Source organism: Streptomyces sp. NPDC002730 (assembly GCF_042888805.1).
Taxonomy (GTDB): Bacteria; Actinomycetota; Actinomycetes; order Streptomycetales; family Streptomycetaceae; genus Streptomyces.
The window spans coordinates 1-3514 of sequence record NZ_JBIAQG010000054.1; the positions used below are offsets into that span (position 1 = coordinate 1).

Here is a 3514-nt window from a genome sequence, read left to right on the forward strand (position 1 = left end):
ACTCCGGCAGAGGTCCAAGCCGAATACGAAGCCATGCAGCTCGCGGCATAGAAAACACCCATGAAACGGTGTCCGAAAAACGCGAGGCGGCTCACACTCGCAGCATGAACCCCCGTGTCCACACTCCGGGGGACGCCTCACCTTCGGCCGCATCGACATCCACACCACCCCCACGGCCGCACGACAGGACAACGACCGCACGAACGATCATCCCGCGCCCACCCTCACCCCCGCACGGAATTGCGCAGCAGAGTCGCCTGATCTGCCAAAACACAGGATGAAAGAGGTTCAGTGACAAACCGCCGTTAGTTGTATGAACTGCAGGCTCGGCCGCGCGGTGCGACGTCTCCGCCAGGTGGCGGATGCCAAGGATGCAAACGTGCGAGATGATAGGCGAACCAGGCAGCAGGCCAGGCCGCTGGGCGAGAAGAAGGTGGGAACATGGGTGTGGGCCGGAAGGCCCCCCTGGCAGGTCGTGATGAGGAGATGGCTGGGCTGAAGTCGGCCATCGCCACCGTAGCCTCGGGCAACGGGCGGGCGATCTTTGTGGAGGGCGAGCCCGGGATTGGTAAGAGCGCGCTCCTGCATGCCGCTGCCGAGCACGCAGGAAGGACAGGTTTTCGTCTTCTGGTGGGCGCCTCGGAGGAGCTGGAGCAGCGTTTGCCCTTTGCTGCAGTGGGTCACTGCCTCGGCCTCGGCGAGGTATCGGCTGAACCACCGCTGCGAGCTGTGGCCAGACTCATTCGTGGCGATAGCGAGATTCAAGCAACCCGGGCCCCAGATGCCCAGTTTGCCACAATCGAAGCAATCCTCGGCCTGGTAGACGACTGGTGTGCCAAGGGGCCGGTGGCGTTGATGCTGGACGATCTGCAGTGGGCAGACGTCGGCACGCTGGTCCTTTTGGAGCAACTGGGCAAGTCACTTTCAACGCTTCCTCTGTTGATCGTGACCGCCGGTCGTTCCGCGCCTCACTCGGAGAATCTGGACCAACTGAGACGTAGATTCGTCGAACGTGACGCCTGGATGCTCGACCTCGGTCCACTGCCCGAGAAGGCGGTGTCTAGTATCGTTCGCGACAGCCTCGGCGCTGATGCGGGCCCCAGGCTAAAGCGCTTGCTGCAGGGTGCATCGGGAAACCCGCTATTCCTGACCGAAATTCTTGACTCACTTGCGCGTGACACCTGTATCCAGGTGGACGGGGGCGTGGCAGAGTCCACCACATCTGAGATACCCGCCTCGTTGCCTGCCGCCCTTGAGTACCGGCTAAGTTGGATCTCCCAGGACTGCTTGGACCTCTTGCGCCTCGCCTCGCTTCTTGGTCCGGGCTTTGCGGTAATGGAGCTATCGACGGTTAGTGGACTATCAGTCGGGGATCTGATCGAACCAATTTTGGAGACGATCGACTGTGGTTTGCTGCGCGAAGATAACGCGAATTTTGCATTCCGTCACGATCTGGTACGACGTGCACTCTACGAAAGTATTCCCGATAAGACGTCCGCGCACGCTACTGTCAGCCGGACGTTGGCTCAGAGCGGCGCCCCCGTGGAGCGGGTCGGCGAGCATCTGATTCTGGGTGCGCGAGGCTACGGTGATGACGCCGCCATGGAATGGACGCTGGATCACGCGAGAGTGCTGACTCGACGGGCACCTGACGTGGCAGTGGACCTGCTGCAGGAGGTACTTCGCCTTACGTCTCTCGGCGACCCGCGGAGACCGCGCATTGAGGTGCTGCTTGCATCCAGTTTGCTTTGGGCAGGGCGTGAGTCGGAAGTCCGTCGCACGGAGCCTGCACTCCAGGACTTGCGTGATGCCGGCCTCCGTGAAGAACTGATCTTGGCTCTTGGACAGGCAGATGCTGCCTGCGGACGGCCAGACCTCGGTGTCCATCGTGTTCGGGATGCTCTCCAACTGGAAAGCTGTTCGCCGGCCAGCACCGTGCGGTACCAAGGCTTCCTCGCTAGATGCCTGTTCTACCTCGGAGAGCTTGAACAAGCTGAATCTGTTGCTGCGGTGGTAGTCAGTCGCGCCGAAGGACTGGGGGAGCATGCCGCCCTCGTCGACGCCCTGTGTGCACTCTCCGTTGTGCGGCACATAGCGGGCCAGCCTTCCGCCGCCCTGGACTATGCCGATGAGGCCCTGCGAATGACCCGGTCCCATCCGGTCCCCGTCGACCAACTCGTTGCGCTGCAAATTATGCGGACTCACGGCTTGTTGGCGCTGGACCGCACTCAGGAGGCTGAGGAAGTGGAACGGGAGGGCTGGGAAATCACCCACCGCAGCGGTGGCACGGTTCCGTCTGCGGCACATCTCGCCATGGCCCGGGCGATTACGCGTTTCCACTCCGGCCGCTGGGACGACGCCCTCGCTGAGGTCGAAGCGGGACTGGAGTTCCAGGACTACCTCAATCTCTCGCGCCCGCTCAACGGTCTGGCCGCGTTGATCGCCGCGTGCCGGGGTGATTTCACCACAGCCGAGAAGCAACTGGGGGTAGCGAACCAGGTGACCGGCACAGCGACCGTCGGCGCCTACTACGAGTACATTCCGCGGTGGGCGCACCAGTTGTTGTTGGAGCACAACGGTCGGCCACGGGAAGCATACGCGGACCTCCTCGAGGGGTGGCGGCAAGGATTTGGACCTTTGGCCGGTTCAGGGCTGTCCTTCCGCGCCGCCGACCTCGTACGTGTCGCCCTCAGTTGCGGTGACAGAACCACGGTGCAAGCGGTATCGGAAACCTTGGACCGGCTCAAGCAGGTCGAGGGCCACGCACCCGGCGTCCACTTCATCGCCGCCCACTGCCAAGGGCTGGCAACCAACGACCCTGACATTATTCTCCGGGCATACAACCACTACGACAACGGCCCCCGTGAACTCGCATGCGCCCAGTATCACGAAGACACCGCCTTCGTGCTTGCTTCTGCTGGGCGAACGGACCAGGCACAGACCGAACTCGGCAATGCGCTGCGTCTCTACGCTGCTCTGAACGCGGACTGGTACGCCGGGAAGGCCGAAGCACGCCTCAAGGCGCAGGGGATCGTGAGCCGTCGGCAACGACGCCGAGGTCCGACCACAGGCTGGGAGGCCCTCACCGAGACCGAAAGGAAAGTCACGGATCTGGTTACTGAGGGCCTGTCGAATCCCGCCATCGCCGCGGCCCTGTTCATCTCCAGGAGAACAGTGCAGTCGCATGTGTCCAGCGCTTTGAAGAAGCTCGGGGTCACCTCAAGGGTAGAACTCGCGGCTGAGAACACCCGCCGCCGCTACGGGGGGAAATGGACCTCGGGTGGTGTGTGATCACAGCGTCGGAAACGTCCCGGTGACGAAGTTCCTGGGGAAAGCGGCGGCCTTCTTCGCCCAGGAGTATCGGTGAACGAGAAGTACGAGTTCATCGACGGCGAAAAGGGGGCCTCCTTCGAAGTTGAGCGGTGCGGAGGTGTCCGCGGGCTCGGCGGGTGGTGACGCAGCGTGTGTGTAGGCGTTGGCTGGCGGCGTTGCGGAAGCCGAAGGCGGCGCGGGC

At 62.9% G+C, this 3514-nt stretch carries 2 protein-coding genes; one reads left to right on the forward strand and one right to left on the reverse strand.

Translation table 11 applies throughout. The features are described 5' to 3' along the window. Window positions 1–441: 441 nt before the first annotated feature. Window positions 442–3291, forward strand: coding sequence for an ATP-binding protein (locus tag ACFYXH_RS42315; protein WP_389575137.1), 2850 nt, complete (start codon window positions 442–444; stop codon window positions 3289–3291). On the opposite strand, the gene ACFYXH_RS42320 is transcribed toward ACFYXH_RS42315, so the two are convergent. Further along, window positions 3292–3514, reverse strand: a 223-nt coding sequence (locus ACFYXH_RS42320) for a hypothetical protein (protein ID WP_389575139.1), incomplete at its 5' end; no start/stop codon positions are given.

Coding starts and splice junctions, on each gene's coding strand:
- ACFYXH_RS42315 (WP_389575137.1), top strand. CDS start 442: ATGGGTGTGGGCCGGAAGGCCCCCCTGGCAGGTCGTGATGAGGAGATG.